Genomic DNA, 16,659 nt, shown 5'->3' with positions numbered 1-16,659 from the left:
TCCAACCGGTTTGAGCGCCGCCTATCATGCCCCCGATGCCCTCTTGATCGAAGCCAACGACACCATCGGCGGCTGGTGCCGCTCCATCGAGGACCACGGCTTCACCTTCGACTTGGCCGGACACATCATGTTTTCCAACGACCCGTACGTGCACACGCTCTACCGGATGCTGCTCGGCGACAACGTCCACTGGCAGGATCGGGAAGCGTGGGTGTACAGCAAGGGTGTGCATACCCGTTATCCGTTTCAGGGAGCCTTGTACGGGTTGCCGCCCGAGGTCATCAAGGAATGCATCGTCGGCGCGATCGAATCCCGCTTCGGCGCGCTCAAAACGCCGAAAACCGACGGCAACACCAACGAGCGAGGTAAAAATCCCGCCTCCGCAAAGCGGAACGGCAAGGTCAACGGCGAGATGCGCGATGCGGCTTGCCGGGTCGGCGATGTGAAGGACTGCTGCGGCGACGGCGTTTTAGAGAGCACCGCCCGCCTGATTCAAGCCAAGCCTCGGAAAAACAGCGGTCACGACGGTGCACCGCAGGCTTTCGCCCACTTCGAGGAATTCATTTACAAGGTTTGGGGCGCCGGCATCGCCAAGCATTTCGCGGTTCCCTACAACCGGAAGCTCTGGGCGGTGGACCTCAAGGAAATGGAGACCTCCTGGCTCGGCGGACGCGTACCCCTGCCCGATCTCGAAGAAATGATCGAAGGCGCACTCAAACCGGTGCCGAAACCGATGGGGCCGAATGCCCGGTTCGGCTATCCGCTGCGCGGCGGTTTTCAGGCGCTCATGAACGGCTTCCTGCCGCACATCCGGAACCGGTTGCGCCTGAACGCGCGGATCCTGGCCGTCTCCCCGAAGAGGCACACCGTCACTTTGGCCGACGGTTCGGTCGTCGAGTACGATCATTTGATCAGCACCATGCCCTTGCCGGTGCTGGTCAAGGCGATGGCCGAGGAAGCGCCTGAAGCGGTCCGCGAAGCCGCCGCGGGGCTTCGGCACGTCTCGGTGCGCTGCGTCAACATCGGCGTCGGCCGGGAAAACCTGACCGAGAAGCATTGGATCTATTATCCGGAAGACACGGTCTTCCACCGCATCTTCGTGCAAGGCAACGCCAGCCCTCATTGCAATCCCCCGGGCGGCTTCGGGTTGACCTGCGAAATCACCTATTCGCCCAATAAACCGCTGCCCTGCGATGGGGACGAGTTGATCCAACGGTGCATCCGGGATTGCCATAAGGTCGGTCTGTTCGCCCCGGACGACCCGGTTTGGGCCGCCAATCAAGTGGATATGCCCCATGCCTACGTCATCTACGACCATGCGCGCACGGAAAACGTGACGCTCATCCGCGACTGGCTGGCGGAACACGACATCGTGCTGGCAGGCCGTTATAGCGAATGGGAGTATTACAACTCCGATCATGCCTTCCTGGCCGGCAAACGCGCCGCCGAAACGGTCGAAGAGCTGAAACGGCGACGGACGGCCACCGAGCTTACCGACGGAGCGCTGGCCCGCGCACCGGCTTCCGAGCTGACGGCAATGGCTCAGGAGAGCAGTGTTCTGAGCAGCCAATTGCCACCCTCTACGGTCCGGTTTAGCGGATCGACCACCCGCAAAGGAGGCTACTAGCCTTGACCCCAATACTCCGAATGGAGCGTGTAGTTCTTTGCCGGGAACGGCTACGCCCCTTCGTCTGGGCTCAGGACAGGCTTATCCCGGCCTTACATCCACTCTTTTCCTTCCCCTAGCAGGGGGAAGGTAGGATGGGGGTCGTAGGCCGGAATAAGTGTTAGCGTTTCATATGACACATCCCCGTGCCATGCCCTGCGGGCGCTTCGCGTGCCAACCGGCTCCCGGCAGATTCGTCCGGCATTCCGGCACCACCCTCAACCCGAGGCGATGCAAGCATGATGACCGATAACGCTTACCCACGCCCCCAGCTGCGACGCTCGAACTGGAGGTCGCTCAACGGTCCTTGGCGGTTCACGTTCGATCATGAGATGTCGTTCAGAGTACCCCGCGACGTCACCGACTGGCCTTTGACCATCAACGTTCCGTTCGCCCCGGAGAGCGCCCGGAGCGGAATCGGCGATACCGGCTTTCATCGGGCCTGCTGGTATCAGCGGGAGTTCGACGCCCCGGACGATCTGCGCGACGGAAGACGCCTCCTGCTGCATTTCGGCGCGGTGGACTACAACGCGCGCGTATGGGTCAACGATACCAAGGTGGCGGTGCATCAAGGAGGACACACCCCCTTCGGCGCCGATATCACCTTCGCTCTGAATCCCGGCACAACGCAACGGCTCACGGTGTGGGCGGAAGACGATCCGCACGATCTGGAAAAGCCGCGGGGCAAACAGGATTGGCGTTTGGAACCGCACAGCATCTGGTATCCGCGCACCACCGGCATTTGGCAGACCGTCTGGCTGGAGGTCGTTCCGGAAACCTATATCAGCTCGTTGGGCTGGACCCCCAACCTGGAGCGTTGGGAGATCGCCTTTCACGCCTTCGTCGAGGGTTGTCATACGGAAAAGGCTTATGTGTCCGTGCGCTTGACGTGCGGCAGCCATGTCCTTGCCGATGACAGCTATCATGTCATCGGCGGTGAGGTCCATCGCCGGATCGGCCTTTCCGATCCCGGGATCGACGACTATCGCAACGAGATGCTCTGGAGCCCGGAGTGGCCGACGCTGATCGATGCCGAGGTCAGACTTATCTGCGACGGAAAAGTGGTCGACACCGTGGAGTCGTATACGGCATTGCGGTCGATAGGCGTGCAGCGCGAACGGATTCTCCTGAACGGACGGCCGTATACCTTGCGGCTGGTGCTGGACCAGGGCTATTGGCCCGATACCCTGATGACCGCCCCTTCGGACGAGGCCCTCAAACGGGACGTGGAATTGGCCAAGGCGATGGGCTTCAACGGCGTGCGCAAGCATCAGAAGATCGAGGACCCGCGTTATCTCTATTGGGCGGACGTGCTCGGCCTCGCGGTGTTCGGCGAAATGCCCAGCGCTTACCGGTTCACCCCGAAAGCGATCAACCGTCTGCTGCGCGAATGGACCGAGGCCATAGAGCGCGACAGCAGTCATCCTTGCGTCGTTATCTGGGTGCCTTTCAACGAGTCCTGGGGCGTTCCCGATCTGCCCGCCATGCCGGCCCCGCGCCATGCGGTCCAGGCCTTTTATCACTTGACCAAGTGCCTGGACCCGACGCGCTTGATCATCGGCAACGACGGTTGGGAAAGCACCGCCACCGATATCATCGGCATTCACGACTACGACGGCGATCCGGGACATCTGCGTGCCCGCTACGGACCCGAGGTCAAACCGCAAGAAGTGGTCGACCGGCGCTGGGCGGGCGGACGGATTCTGACCCTGGACGGCCATCCGCATAAGGGCCAACCGATCTGCCTTTCGGAGTTCGGCGGCGTCGCCTATATCAAGCCGGGGGACGAACGCTACGAGCGCGGCTGGGGATACACGCGCTACGACGATATCGAGGAATACCGGAGACGCTGCTGCGCGCTCATCGAATCCGCGCGCAGCACCGCCATGTTCAGCGCGTTCTGCTACACGCAGTTCGCCGACACCTTCCAGGAAGCCAACGGTCTGTTGTTCGACGACCGAACGCCCAAGCTTCCGCTCGAAGTGATCCACGCTGCGGTCACCGGGAACGGTTATGTACATCCATGAGATCACCAAGCCGGACGGCCGCAATCTGACGCTGTACAGCCGCCGGCCGATTGCCCGGAATATCGGTCCTTCGCTGCTTTCGGCTCCGTCCGAAGGCATCAATCCCCATCTTCGGTGGCATCCTTTGCGCGGCGAATGGGTCGCCTACGCCGCGTACCGCCAGGGACGCACGTTCCTGCCGCCGCCGGAGTACAACCCGTTCGCGCCCTCGGCGGACCCGCGCAACCCGACCGAATTGCCGACGGGCGATTACGACATCGCCGTTTTCGACAACCGGTTCCCGACCCTCACCTCGGCCGCTCACAATCCGCCGCAATCCATCGTCGTAACCCGCCCCGCGAAAGGCCATTGCGAGGTGGTCGTGTTCACGCAGGACCCGCAAGGCTCGCTGGGCGGCTTGCCGCTCGACCATATCGAGCTGCTTTTGCAAGTCTGGGGACATCGCACCGAGATGCTTAGTGCGGCCAAGCAAGTCCAATATGTCCTGCCGTTCGAAAATCGTGGCGTGGAAGTCGGCGTCACCTTGCATCACCCGCACGGCCAGATTTACGGCTATCCGATGGTTCCACCGGTCCCTCAGCGCATCAACGACAACGAAATCGCCCATTTCGGCACCACCGGCCGTCCGTTGTTGCAGGATTTGATCGCGGCGGAACTCGCCCACGGCGAACGCGTGATCTATCAAGGCAATCACGCCATCGCCTTCGTACCCGCCTGGGCCCGCTATCCCTACGAAGTATGGATCGCGCCGGTCGAAGCCGCGCCTTACCTGTCGGCCCTGCGCTCCGAACAGCGCGAGGACCTGGCCCGCGCCTTGAAGACGGTTCTCCTCAAGTACGACAAACTGTGGCAGCGGCCCTTCCCGTATCTGATGGCGTGGTACCAGGCGCCAACAGACAAACGCCCCCATCCCGAGAGTCATCTCCATGCCGAGTTTTATCCGCCGTACCGGACGCGGGACAAGCTGAAGTATCTCGCCGGGACCGAGCTGGCGGCCGGGCTGTTCGCCAACGACACCTTGCCGGAAGACACTGCACGGGAGCTACGTTCGGTGGAGGTGATCTTTTAAGGAAAAACACATGCCGGAATTTCGCGACATATTCGGCTATGAACCCCAAGCCGTAGCGCACGCCCCCGGACGGGTCAATCTGCTCGGCGAGCACACCGACTACAACGACGGCTTCGTCTTGCCCACGACGATCCCGCAAACCTGCCGCGTGGAACTCGCCTTGAGCCGCGACCGCTCGCAACGGTTCTATTCCGCCGAACTGAATCAATTGGCCAAATATCACGAGGGAGACAAGAATCCGACCGGTTTTGCCCGCTACGTGATCGGCTGCATCCGCATGCTCCGGAAGATGGGCCAAATCCTGGCGCCGATCGTGCTCGCCATACGCTCCGATGTGCCGATCGGTGCCGGGCTTTCGAGCAGCGCCGCGCTCGAAGTCGCCGTGCTGCGCGGACTGCGCAAGCTGTTCAGGCTGAAACTCGACGATGTCGATATAGCCTTGATCGCTCAGCAGGCGGAAATCCAGTATGCAGGGGTGAATTGCGGCATCATGGATCAGATGGCGTCCAGCCTGGGCGACGCCTCGCACATGCTGTTTCTCGATACCCGTACCCTCGATCGCAGCCTCTTGCCCCTGCCGGAAGATTCCGAACTCATCGTCTTGGATAGCGGCGTGCCGAGGAGCCTGGCGACGAGCGCTTACAACCAGCGGCGCGCGGAATGCGAGGAAGCGGCCCGGCAGCTCGGAGTGAAAGCCTTGCGCGACATCGATGACGCTTCGGAAGTCGCGCATCTTCCAGGTCCTCTCGACCGGCGGGCCCGCCACGTCGTTAGCGAGAACAACCGGGTTCTCCGGGCGATCGAGGGAGTATCGGCCGCCGAATTCGGCGAACTGATGAACGCTTCCCACACGAGCCTCCGGGACGACTTCGAAGTCTCGATCCCGGCGCTCGATATACTGGTGGAACTGTTACAGCAGCACCCCGAAGTTTACGGAGCAAGACTCACCGGAGCGGGATTCGGCGGAGCCTGCGTCGCCCTGGCTGCAAAAGGCGCCACCGACGCGGTCAAATCCGACGTGCTGGCGGCCTACGGAAAACAGGGACAGAAAGGAAGCGTGCTGGTTTAAGAAGATCACCCTTTCCGAACGGCATTCGATGCGGTCCTTTTCCTTCGGAAGGCGTCGGCGCGTTACCACGCTTCTTTCCGCTCCATTCAAGCTCCTAAAGCACCGGGAATCGTCATCGGCTCGGCTTATCAGGCATAATGCCCGCCAGAAAACCAGCCCGCGAGAACCCGACCATGCAGATTTTCCGCACCAAGAGAACCACAACGGACGATTTCCAGGACAGTGGACTGAGACGCTGTCTGAGCGCAATGGATCTGACCTTCCTCGGCATCGGCGCCATCATCGGCACCGGCATCTTTGTACTGACCGGCATCGCTGCGGCGACCCAAGCGGGACCGGCGGTGATTATTTCCTTCGTGATCGCGGGTTTCGCCTGCACATTCGCGGCATTGGCCTATGCCGAGCTCGCCTCCAGCGTCGGCGGATGTGGCAGCGCCTACGGATACAGCTATGCGGCGTTCGGCGAACTGGCGGCGTGGATTATCGGCTGGGATCTGATTTTGGAATACGGGCTCTCGGTAGCGGCCGTGGCCAACGGGTGGTCCGGATATTTCAACAACGCCTTGACGGCTATCGGTTTCTCACTTCCCGATTACCTGACTCGCGGACCGGAGCTGGGCGGCATCATCAATCTTCCGGCCGCCGGTATCGTGCTGATTCTGATGGCGCTGCTGATCGCCGGCGTCAAGGAAAGCGCACGGCTCAATACAGTGATGGTTTTCGTTAAGCTGCTGACTATCGGCGTATTCATTTCGGTCGCGCTGTTCAACGTCGATCCTGCAAACTGGGATCCCTTCATGCCATTCGGCTGGTTCAATCATACGGCCGAGGGCAAACCGATCGGCATCTTGGCGGGAGCATCCATCGTTTTCTTCGCCTACGTCGGGTTCGATGCCGTTTCGACCGCCACGGAAGAAGCGCGCAATCCGAAAAAGGATGTGCCGATCGGCATCGTGACCGCGCTGGCTTTCTGCACCTTGGTCTATATCTTGGTTGCCGGCTTGCTGACCGCGGTCGTTCCTTACACTGCACTCAACGTGTCCTCTCCCGTGGCCCACGCGCTCCAGCTCTTGGGTTTAAACTGGGCCTCGGCCCTGGTGGCCACCGGCGTTATCGCCGGGCTCACCACGGTCATGCTGGTGCTCTACTACGCGCTTACCCGCATCATCTTTGCAATGGCCCGCGACGGACTCCTGTCTCCATGGTTTTCGACCGTGAACCGGAGAACTCAAACTCCGGTAAGGGTGATCGTCCTGTGCGGTCTGCTGATCGCATCCGTGGCCGGTTTGGTGCCCCTCAGCGAGCTTGCCGAACTCGTCAATATCGGAACGCTGTTCGCCTTCGTGCTGGTCTGCCTCGGCGTGATAATGCTGCGCATCACTGAACCCGACATGCACCGTCCCTTCAAGGCGCCGGCCAATCCGGTGCTTCCGGTACTCGGCGTCATCTCGTGCGGTGCGCTGATGCTTTTTCTCCCGGCAACGACTTGGTACCGGTTCGTGATCTGGCTAGGCATCGGTCTGATTGTCTATTTCGTCTATTCGGCACGGCACAGCAACCTCGCGAAACCAAAAGAAGCCCAAACCGATCAGGTATAACCCGGCATATCCAAGGACGTTGTGGATAGCCGCAGGGCGAAGAAAACCGGGCTACGCCGATATCATTGGCGATGGTCGGGAAGAGGTTGATGCGGACCGAATTTATGCCGTGAGGTATCGGTAGTCCAAACCAGCCTAACCCGACTCTTGGCCTTGTTCGCAACCGGTGGCGCAGGGCGCCGGACATCGGCTTGCCGCCCGGAAACAGGGTCGGGAGTCAGCTGTTGCCGCAGCGGTGCAGCGGTTTTCGGATCGCGGAACACGTAGCGATTGCGAATTCGGTCGTCGGGCAACTGACCTATAGGCAGCCCAGGTTGTCGCCGGCCTTGCCAATTCCGTGCGTCGTGCAAGAGCTGTGGCGGACGCATTGGCCGGTACACCGTGTCCGAATCGAAGCGGCCTGCTTCATCCACATCTCCGGAACTAAACGCCGCGGCTCGCGCCCTATCGAGATTCCGCTGATGCAGCCAGGCGCGCAACTCCTTGAGCCGTAGCCGCTCATCCTCGCTGAATTCGAGGTCGATATCATTGAAAGTGGCTGGTTCTATCGCCTCGGGCATATATTCATCCGGCTCCGGGCCGAATTTCTGCGCCGTAACCGGCCCGGAAAACGCCCACATAACGAGAAAGCTCCCGAGAGCTTTAATTGACCAATTGTTCACGATCATCCCCCCACAACAGATTATGTGAGTCTGCCCCTCGAGTAGGGCAAAACCTCTGGCCTTTGCCTAATCGAGCGGCGTACATCGGCCCGGTAGCGCCGCTTCGCCCTCCAGCCGCCGCAATCACTTATAGCCGTTTTTTACGCTGCCCCCAACTTGAATGTCATCCAGGTCTCCGAAAACGACATCCGTTTAAAGGATTCCGAGGCAAAAGCTTGGCCTCTAAGCGCACCGAGAATTTCCCGGCTAAATTCAAAGAACGGCACAGTTAAAACAAGAAATTGAGAATGACTAATAAAATAACGGCACCGAGCACGGCCGTCGCGAAGCTTACCAAAGATGTCGGACGCTCCACGCCCGGTTTCCCTCCGAATCCCATGCGGTCGGCAATCCAACCTCCAACAAAGGCGCCGATGACGCCCACTGCGATGTTGGCCAGCATTCCCATCTGATCGCCTCGCCCGACAATCAGGCTGGCTAGCCAGCCGGCAATCCCGCCGAAAATAATCCAAAGCAACATATCGCTACCTCCCTGTCACAAAAGCAAAAAATAACACAGCCATGTCGAGACTGTTCCCACGATATCCGTGTCCTGATACGGATCATCCCTCAATTTGGGCAATTTTTTCAGGGCATTGGTTCCATATGAGGCGTAACGGCCGTGATGATCCGCGACAAACGGATAGGCCGGGAGGCGCAAGACGTGCCGAGAACGGGGAGTCGCCATGAAGCCCGGCCGGGAGGACATCCTGCCTGCCCGACTTCCGGCTGAACTATTTTTTCGATTTTCCCTTGTCCGGGATAACGTCCGGGTAGAACAACTGCTGGCCGGCGACCTTGAAGTCGCCGATGGTTTTTTGCCCTTCGGCGCCCGTGACATAGTCGATGTACTTCTTGGCCAGCTTATAATTCACGTGTTTGTGCTTCTTCGGATTCACCGCCATGACATGATAGGGATTGAATAGCGCCGGATCGCCCTCGAACAAAGGCTTCACCGTCAATCTTCCCATGCTCGCGAGAAAGGTTCCCCGGTCGGTCAACGTGTAATACGCCTTGTCGTCGGCTATACGTAGCACGGCGCCCATGCCCTGCCCTACCGACAGATACCATTCGCCTTCGGGTTGCACGCCCGCTTTCCGCCACAGGCCTTTTTCCTTAACGTGGGTTCCCGATTCATCGCCACGGGAAACGAAACCCGCCTTGGCTTCCCCGATTTTCTTGAAAGCCTCGTCCGCGGTCTTCGCACTCTTGACGCCGGCGGGATCGGCTTCCGGGCCGACGATGATGAAGTCGTTGTGCATCACGGCCCCGCGGTCGACGCCGAATCCGGCCGCCACGAATTTCTCTTCCGCCTCGGGATCGTGCACGAAGACAATATCGACATCGCCGTTTTCACCGAGTTTCATGGCCTTGCCGCTGCCTACGGCAATCACGTCTATCCTGGCCTTGTGCTTTTTCTCGAACGGCGCATTGAGCACCGGCAGAAGACCGGTGTTCTCGGTACTCGTTGTGGTCGCCATTTTCAGTACCTGTTCCGCCAAAGCCGCCGGGGCAAGAACGGCGGAGGCGATCAGCCAGACAATCGGAGAGAGCTTTCTTGAAAGCATGGTGAATCCTTTGATCAAGCGCTGGTTAGAAACGCAGGAGGGTTTGGACATAGAAGTAATCCACGTCTTTCGGATCGGGCGCATTGGGAGCATCTTCCGCGAATTCGCCTTTGATCAGGCGCGCCCACCCGGATTCGAACGACACGTTGGACCGCGCATCCCAGCGCGCCGAGACTTCCACAAGGTGGCCAACAAAATCGCCGGAGCGGCCGGTCCTGTCCTGCAATCTCGCCGGCGTCCACTGATCCTTGTCCGAAGCGAGCCAGAACATCCGATGGGACACGAAAGCCGATAAGTCGCTGCGTGGATTGACGAACAGCCGGTAGCCCGGCGAATTGATGTTGCTTCGGGCGAAAGCGCCGAAAATGCCGGTGGGGCCGAATTCGAACCGGCGCGCCCCGTAGAGCGTGTCGAAACGCTGATTCTTACCGTCGTCGGGGTCTTCATCGCCCGTGGCATAGTCGTACTGCGCCATGAAGCGGGGCGACCAGGGCAGATTGAAGGTGTAACCCAAAGAGGCGTGTTGATACCAGGCTTCATGGGAAAGATCCCGCGTGTCCTTGGCGCGGGTCGTCGCCCGGGATTCGCCGACCTGGGCGACGGTCTCCACCTGCATGTCCCAGCGGCCTTTCGCCGGCGGCCTGAAAAAGCGGACGCCAGGCGTGAACAAACGACGGTTGACAGTGGCGCCGCTCGGACGATCCTTTTCGTGCAAGTGGAAGAGGTAGGCCTCTCCGTTGATGCCCCACATCAGATTGGAGGCTTCGAAAAACAAACCGGAGAAGTAGGTACGGTATTCTTCCTCATCGAAATCGTGTACCCCATCCAGCAGGTCCGCCTGATCGTTGGGAAGCCGGTTGACCGGCTGGGTGGCGAAAACGCGTAACTGCCATTTCCCGCCGCCGTCCCTCAAGCGGAAATTTACGCCGGTGAAGGCATTGATGGTATTGCGGAACACATTGCGGGCGACCAACCGGCGGCTGCCCAAATTCATGGTCTGCCGCCCCGCTTTGACTTCCATTCCGAGCCCGGAATCCAGCACATCCTCGTCGGACCAGGCGCCGTAAATCTGCACGAAATCCGCTTCGTTCACATGGGTGTTGTTTAGCGTCGAACCGTCGTCCGCACCGTATTCCCTGGCATCCAGAAATTCCGCACCAATTCGGAAAGGTTCGAAATTCGCATCCAAGAAGACACAAGTTTGCATAGGAATCTGCTGGTCGCCGCCCGAGGCTCCAGCGCGGAACTGTCCGTCCAGAACCTCATAGCGCGTGCGGTGCTCTACGCTCAGATTCAACCAGCCCGGCAAGCCTAACGCGTCATGCGCGTTATAAATGGGTCGCGCCGGCGCAGCGCCGGTCAGATAATCGTTCATTTGGCTGCCGAAGCAACTGAATGGCGGCTGGCCTGCGGTCTTCGGCATTTTTTCTGCTTGGTCAGCGGCGGCCGGGCTTCGGTGGGCGGCAAACCCCACCGTCAGAACAAGCACCCTTATTATTTTTATGCTGTTTCTCACGGAACATCCAGATTCTCAATCTTCTATGAAATTACAACATAAATATGCAATACAACCAACACCGGGACACTACCGAAATAACGTGTAAAATCGAGCGCTTAGATTTGTAAGCCCACGCAAATCAAGTCGAACTCTTGCAGGATTCTTCGGCCAAAATAGTGTGGAATTGCAACGCCTGCACCGGTCAAAATCACAAGCTCCAGACATAGCCCATGTCTTCCAGCAAACGGAAAGGTCAAATCTTGAAATTTCAGGAACAGCGCGCGCGGAACGCCATCGTGTACAATTTGCCTTTCAGCAACGTGGATGTCTCTTCAGCGCCCCCTATCATGCTTTCCTTTATCCGCCGCTTGAAGCAGAGTTACGAAAGTGTTTTGAAACACGTCCCGCCGGATGACGAGGCGCGCTTTCTGGAATTGCGGAGAAATTTGCAGTCCGTAAGCTTCGGCGAAGCCGTACTGGAAAAAGGAGAATTGAATCGACTACAGAAGGATCATCCGCTACAGATTGCCGTTCTGGGTCCGACCCAGGCCGGAAAAAGCTCGGTCATCAATTGGCTGCTCGAAAGGAAACTCGCCGAAGTCAGCCCGCTCGCCGGTTTTACCGTTCATCCCCAGGGTTTTTGCATCAATCTCCAGTCCGACCACTTGGATTGGATCGACGGCTATTTCCGGCATTACCAACGCTGTCCTCGGGATACCTTGCCGGCCGACCGCTACGACTGCTTTGCGTTAGCGGAAACCGCTGCCGACGTGCGGCATTCGTTGACCGGGACCGTGCTCTGGGATACGCCGGATTTCGATTCCGTCGATGCGGAGGATTACCGGGAAGCCGTCCTTCGCGTGGCGGCCTTGGCCGACGTGGTCTTACTGGTATTGAGCAAGGACAAGTACGCCGATTTGTCCGTCTGGGAACTGATCGGTCTGCTGGAGCCGCTGTCTCAGCCCACGGTGATTTGTCTGAATAAGATCGAGAAAGCGTCGTACCGGACTTTAGTCGGATCTCTCCAGGAGAAATGGCGAAATGCCCGTCGGGACCCGCCTCCGCCCGTCATTACCGTCCCTTATCTGGAAGATATGCAAGTCGACGATTTCGCGCATTTGCGCGATGAGCGCGCGCAGCTTTTGGGCGCTGTAGACAGGGCGATCCGGGGAGTCCGTCGCGAGCAACATGCGAAGAACGCCAAATATTTCATCAAGGCCCATTGGCAGAACTGGCTGGCACCGGTCAAAGCCGAGCACAGCCTAAAGGCCGAATGGCGCACTTTAGTCGATGAGGCGGTCCGCGACAGCCTGAATCTTTACAAGCGGGACTACCTCAACCATCCCCACCATTACGAGACGTTTCAACGCGCGCTGGCGGAACTCCTGACCCTGCTCGAGATTCCCGGCTTGGCGGGCACGCTCCTGACGGCGCGCAAGATCGTCACGTGGCCGGTACGGCAGCTTGTCAGGCTCGGCCAAGCCGTCGGCGGCCGGCGGCGGCAGGGCGCCAGCGGCGAGGCTGCGATTCTGCACCAGGCGGCGGAACATCTGTTCATCCGCATCAGCGAGACCATTCTCCTGAAGCGCGACGACGATCCGTCCCGGCAAGCTTGGTGGAAAGAGATGGGCGGACTGCTCAGAAGCACAAGACCGGTCCTGACGAACCGCTACGCATTGGCTGTCGACCAATACACCCAGGCGTTTCAACCGGAGATCGAGAAAACGGCGCACAGTCTGTACGATCGCCTGCGGGAACATCCCGCGGTCTTGAACGGCCTGCGAGCCACCCGCGTGACCACCGACGCTGCCGCGCTGGCCGTGGCCCTGCATACGGGCGGCATCGGCGTGCAGGATTTCATCATCGCACCGGCCATGCTCTCACTGACGACCATGCTCGCCGAGAGCGCCCTCGGGCGTTACATGAACAAAGCCGCGGCCGACCTTAAGCAGAAGCAGCTCGAAGCCGTGGAAAAATTATTCGACAGGACCGTTCATGCCTATTTGATCGGTCTGTCGGGGCAAATGGACGCCTCCCGCCAGTTCAACATTTCCCCCGAGGCCATCGAGTCGGCCGAAACGCAACTGGTCTGAGCTATGCAAATACCCTTCGAACAACTGTTGACGACCGCACGGGGCTGGGCGGAAAAAGCCTCTGCCGAAGGCTGGCTGACGTCGCGGGATGTCCATGCGCTCAGCGACTTGGACACTCGTACGCCCGCGGCCTTGTTCGAAGCCGGCACGCATCGCCCCTTGGTCGCGGCTTTTTTTGGCGGCACTGGCGTCGGCAAGAGCACGCTGCTGAACAGGCTTGCGGGCCAAGCCATCGCCCGATCCGGAGTCGAACGGCCGACTTCGCGGGAAGTGTCCATCTATCTCCACGACTCGGTGAAGATCCAGCACCTTCCGAAAAACTTCCCCGTCGACCGGGTGCGCACGGCTTATCACCACGACGACCAGCGCCGGCAGATCCTCTGGATCGACATGCCGGACATCGACAGCACCGAACAAAGCAACCGGGACCTGGTGCTGGACTGGCTGCCCCATATCGATGTTTTGATTTACGTAGTCAGCCCCGAACGCTATCGCGACGACAAGGGCTGGCGATTGCTGCAGGCGCACGGCGGCGAGCACGCCTGGTTGTTCGTCATGAATCAGTGGGACCACGGCCATCCCGCTCAAATCGAAGATTTCGCCAAACTGCTGGCCAAAGCCGGTTTTAGAAACCCCATTTTGCTCCGCACCGACAGCCGCGAAATCGAAGACGAGCGAAAACCGGACGATTTTGAGACCTTGCAAGCCATCCTCCAGGATATGGCCGACCGCCACGTCATCCATCAACTGGAGATCCGGGCGGAAACCTTGCGCTTCGACGCGCTTCGGGAGGCCTTACAGACTTGCCTTGAAAAACTCGGCGACCGCAACGGCTATGCCGGCCTCGAACCGAATTGGTCCCACATTTGGCAAGAGACGGGCGACGACCTGGCGAAAGGCTTGGAATGGCCTATTCAAGAGGTCGCTCGCGCGTTCGTGACACATGAAGCCAGCTTGTTGCGCCGGCGCATCGATTTGACGAAATCCTCCGGCGAGAACGCTCAAACCGAAAAAGCACCGCCGGAATCGGTATTGTGGGACGACTGGGCCCAGAGCCGTTATCAGGATGCGCTGGACCGTTTGATCGTCGAAGCCGGCGAACGGGAGCTCGCCGTCATGCCGCTCAAGGTCCGATTGGATCAGATAGCCGGTGGAATAGGCCATGCCGTCCTCGCGGAAGGGCAGCGGTCGCTACGGCTGGCATTGGCCAATCCGGGAAACGTGCTGCAGCGTTTTTTCCTGAAACTTTCCGGCTTCCTGACGGTTTTATTGCCGCTGATTGCAATCGGCTGGGTCTCCTACCAAGTCGTGAAAGGCTACTACGAAAGCGCGCTTCATCACCTGGGCTATCTGGGAACCGATTTCGCCATACACAGCGTATTGCTCATCGCCCTGTCCTGGCTGCTGCCCTACTTCCTTTATCGGAAGCTGAAACCTTCGGCCGAGCGCGTCGCCGTCAAGGGACTGCGAGGCGGGATCGCGCTGGCCTTGGATCTGAGTGGCGACCGGGTGGTAGAACTGCTCCGGGAGATGGAGCAAAAACGACTAGCCCTGATGGAAGAGGGCCGCCGGATTGCCGAACTTTCATCGCCGACCCAGGTCCCCGCGGCCGTTCAGGGTTCGAAGCTGCTGGAACGGGTTCTTCCGGCATCCGCCCGCAAGCGCCAGAAAACTGTCAGCTAGCGCGTTTTTCACCGCGGTTTAGCGGTGTGGAGTGGGACGCCCCTCGCACACCCAAAATGTAGGCCGGAATAAGCCCTTCGACTGGGCTCAGGACAGGCTTCGCGTTTCCGGCATCCCGTGTTCGCCGGGAACGGCTATCGCCTTATCCCGGCCTACCATCGTAAATCGAGATCAGCGTGTAGGCCCGAATAAGCGAAGCGTTTCGGGCAGCACCGGGAACGACTGACGCCCCTTCGACAGGGCTCAGGATAGGCTTATCCCGGCCTACAATCCGTCATCTGGGCAATCGTAGATCGGCAATCCTTTGCCGACGAATGTGTTTGAGTTCGCTCAGCTTACTCCATGGCATCGAAGTAACTTTTGTCCACCCCGCATTCGGGACATACCCAGTCGTCCGGAATGTCCTCCCAGCGCGTGCCGGGAGCTATGCCGGAATCGGGATCGCCCAGTTCCTCGTCGTAAACATAACCGCAGGCGGAACAAATAAATTTTCGATATTGAGACATAGGGTAACGGCTCCATTAATTGATATTTTTATTTGGGCTAAGCCATCGTCCGGGCACCGGCATGTCCGGCAGCTCGCATTTTCAAGACTAGAGCGAGACGGCGGTCAGCCGCCTCCGATACCATCCAGGTATTTCTCTGCGTCGAGGGCCGCCATGCATCCCGAACCGGCCGAGGTCACAGCCTGTCGGTAAACGGAATCGGCTACGTCGCCCGCGGCAAAAACGCCCGGCACGCTGGTCACCGTCGCATTGCCTTCAAGTCCGCTCTTAACGACGATGTAACCGTCGCGCATGTCCAACTGGCCGGCGAATATTTCAGTATTGGGCGTATGGCCGATGGCGACGAATACTCCGTCCAGCGTCAAATCCCTGGTCGAGCCATTCTGCATACTCTTGATGCGAAGACCAGTGACGCCCGAGTCGTCACCCAGGATTTCGTCCACCACATGATTCCACTCAATGGTGACATTGCCGGATCGCGCGCGTTCCAGCAACTTTTCGGAAAGAATCTTCTCCGACCTGAATTTGTCGCGCCGATGCACGACGTTGACATGAGACGCGATATTGGCGAGGTAAAGGGCTTCCTCCACTGCCGTGTTTCCGCCTCCGATGACCGCCACGGGCTTGTTGCGATAGAAAAATCCGTCGCAGGTCGCGCAGGCCGAGACGCCCCTGCCCTTGAACGCCTCCTCGGATGGCAGACCCAGGTAGCGGGCGGAGGCCCCAGTCGCGATAATCAGGGCATCGCAGGTGTACACGCCGGAATCGCCGGTCAGGCGGAACGGACGGGACGACAGATCGGCCGTATGAATGTGATCGAAGATGATCTCGGTCTCGAAGCGTTCGGCGTGGCGGCGCATGCGGTCCATGAGATCGGGCCCCTGAAGCCCCTCGGGATCGCCCGGCCAATTGTCCACCTCGGTCGTAGTGGTCAATTGTCCCCCCATTTGGATACCGGTGACGAGAACGGGTTTCAGGTTGGCTCGCGCCGCGTAGACGGCGGCGCTATATCCGGCCGGACCGGATCCCAAGATCAACAACCGGCAATGTCTTTGTTCGGTCATGTGCTCCTCGGTTGATGGGTTGTCGCAACAACAAAAATACCAAGTATGACGATAAGTTTTTGGGGCGTAAAGCCCGGCTCTTGATTAAATCACGCCGATTTTGAACAATACCCCGGT

Annotated in this window: 13 protein-coding genes; 7 read left to right on the top strand and 6 right to left on the bottom strand. The window is 59.4% G+C overall.

From position 1 onward, the window contains the following. The 5 genes from VEB01_RS18245 to VEB01_RS18225 form a co-directional block, all read left to right on the top strand. Positions 1 to 1,627: protoporphyrinogen/coproporphyrinogen oxidase (locus VEB01_RS18245; RefSeq protein WP_324877935.1), on the top strand; the 1,627-nt coding region annotated here is incomplete at its 5' end. 278 nt (positions 1,628 to 1,905) lie between these two features. Then, entirely contained in the window at positions 1,906 to 3,693 is a 1,788-nt protein-coding gene (locus VEB01_RS18240; RefSeq protein WP_324877934.1) for a glycoside hydrolase family 2 protein, read from the top strand. After that, complete coding sequence (gene galT / locus VEB01_RS18235) at positions 3,680 to 4,762, top strand: galactose-1-phosphate uridylyltransferase (RefSeq protein WP_324877932.1); 1,083 nt, start codon at positions 3,680 to 3,682, stop codon at positions 4,760 to 4,762. The genes VEB01_RS18240 and galT overlap by 14 nt, the downstream gene beginning before the upstream one ends. Positions 4,763 to 4,772: 10 nt before the next feature. Next, positions 4,773 to 5,831 carry a galactokinase gene (gene galK, locus VEB01_RS18230; protein WP_324877931.1) on the top strand — a complete coding sequence of 353 codons (1,059 nt, stop codon included), beginning with the start codon at positions 4,773 to 4,775 and terminating at the stop codon, positions 5,829 to 5,831. Positions 5,832 to 6,004: 173 nt separating this feature from the next. Next, positions 6,005 to 7,429, top strand: coding sequence for an amino acid permease (locus VEB01_RS18225; protein ID WP_324877930.1), 1,425 nt, complete (start codon positions 6,005 to 6,007; stop codon positions 7,427 to 7,429). Positions 7,430 to 7,491: 62 nt separating this feature from the next. Here the strand turns inward: VEB01_RS18225 and VEB01_RS18220 are convergent, their stop codons facing one another. From VEB01_RS18220 to VEB01_RS18205, 4 genes are all read right to left on the bottom strand, one after another. Next, positions 7,492 to 8,049: a hypothetical protein gene (locus VEB01_RS18220; protein WP_324877928.1), complete on the bottom strand. Its 558-nt coding sequence runs from the start codon at positions 8,047 to 8,049 to the stop codon at positions 7,492 to 7,494. 310 nt (positions 8,050 to 8,359) lie between these two features. Continuing rightward, positions 8,360 to 8,611, bottom strand: coding sequence for a GlsB/YeaQ/YmgE family stress response membrane protein (locus VEB01_RS18215; RefSeq protein WP_324877926.1), 252 nt, complete (start codon positions 8,609 to 8,611; stop codon positions 8,360 to 8,362). Positions 8,612 to 8,864: 253 nt separating this feature from the next. Beyond that, positions 8,865 to 9,698, bottom strand: coding sequence for an ABC transporter substrate-binding protein (locus tag VEB01_RS18210; RefSeq protein ID WP_324877924.1), 834 nt, complete (start codon positions 9,696 to 9,698; stop codon positions 8,865 to 8,867). A gap of 25 nt (positions 9,699 to 9,723) precedes the next feature. Beyond that, positions 9,724 to 11,121 carry an alginate export family protein gene (locus tag VEB01_RS18205; RefSeq protein WP_324877922.1) on the bottom strand — a complete coding sequence of 466 codons (1,398 nt, stop codon included), beginning with the start codon at positions 11,119 to 11,121 and terminating at the stop codon, positions 9,724 to 9,726. 335 nt (positions 11,122 to 11,456) lie between these two features. Here VEB01_RS18205 and VEB01_RS18200 point away from each other — a divergent pair, with 335 nt between their 5' ends. Together VEB01_RS18200 and VEB01_RS18195 are read left to right on the top strand one after the other, a co-directional pair. Then, the gene (locus tag VEB01_RS18200) at positions 11,457 to 13,289 is read left to right on the top strand and encodes a GTPase (protein ID WP_324877921.1); all 1,833 of its coding nucleotides are present in this window, start codon (positions 11,457 to 11,459) and stop codon (positions 13,287 to 13,289) included. Positions 13,290 to 13,292: 3 nt separating this feature from the next. Next, positions 13,293 to 14,972 (top strand): GTPase, encoded by a 1,680-nt coding sequence (locus tag VEB01_RS18195; RefSeq protein ID WP_324877919.1) that lies wholly within the window; start codon positions 13,293 to 13,295, stop codon positions 14,970 to 14,972. A gap of 335 nt (positions 14,973 to 15,307) precedes the next feature. Here the strand turns inward: VEB01_RS18195 and VEB01_RS18190 are convergent, their stop codons facing one another. Together VEB01_RS18190 and trxB are read right to left on the bottom strand one after the other, a co-directional pair. Beyond that, positions 15,308 to 15,478, bottom strand: coding sequence for a rubredoxin (locus tag VEB01_RS18190; protein WP_077729473.1), 171 nt, complete (start codon positions 15,476 to 15,478; stop codon positions 15,308 to 15,310). A 104-nt stretch (positions 15,479 to 15,582) separates the two neighbouring features. Next, positions 15,583 to 16,542: a thioredoxin-disulfide reductase gene (gene trxB, locus VEB01_RS18185; protein WP_324877918.1), complete on the bottom strand. Its 960-nt coding sequence runs from the start codon at positions 16,540 to 16,542 to the stop codon at positions 15,583 to 15,585. Positions 16,543 to 16,659 lie beyond the last annotated feature (117 nt).

The sequence above is a fragment of the Methylocaldum sp. genome, assembly GCF_035627495.1.
GTDB lineage: Bacteria > Pseudomonadota > Gammaproteobacteria > Methylococcales > Methylococcaceae > Methylocaldum.
The sequence above is the reverse complement of the archived record's forward strand: the minus strand, read 5'-3'. Positions and strand labels throughout refer to the sequence as shown.